Source organism: Rugosimonospora acidiphila (assembly GCF_039543385.1).
In the GTDB taxonomy this organism is placed as follows: Bacteria; Actinomycetota; Actinomycetes; order Mycobacteriales; family Micromonosporaceae; genus Rugosimonospora; species Rugosimonospora acidiphila.
This window is the reverse complement of record NZ_BAABJQ010000152.1, coordinates 1-510: the sequence shown is the minus strand read 5'-3', so window position 1 is coordinate 510 and position 510 is coordinate 1. Positions and strand designations below refer to the sequence as shown.

The window sequence follows — 510 nt, the reverse complement described above, 5'->3', positions numbered from 1 at the left end:
TCGTGGAGTTCTGCCGGGAGCACGACATCTACTGCCAGGGTCGGGGCTCCGCGGCCAACTCGGCGGTCTGCTACGCGCTGGGCATCACCAACGTCGACGCGGTGCGCTGGGGCCTGCTGTTCGAGCGGTTCCTCGCCCCGGAGCGCGACGGACCGCCGGACATCGACGTGGACATCGAATCCGACCGGCGGGAGGAGGTCATCCAGCACGTGTACCAGAAATACGGCCGCCACCACGCCGCGCAGGTAGCCAACGTCATCTCGTACCGGCCCCGCTCGGCGGTGCGCGACCTGGCCCGGGCGTTCGGGTTCTCGCCCGGTCAGCAGGACGCGTGGAGCAAGCAGATCGACCGGTGGGGTCACGGCGGCGAGGTGGAGGGTATTCCGGAGCAGGTCGTGGAGTACGCCAACCGGCTGCAGACCTTCCCGAGGCACCTGGGCATCCACTCCGGCGGCATGGTGATCTGCGACCGGCCGGTGATCGAGGTGTGCCCGGTGGAGTGGGCCCGGA

At 69.6% G+C, this 510-nt stretch carries 1 pseudogene; it reads left to right on the top strand.

The annotated features are described in order from the left end of the window. Nucleotides 1–510 (top strand): annotated as a pseudogene (locus ABEA87_RS42440) (error-prone DNA polymerase); the annotation flags it as partial.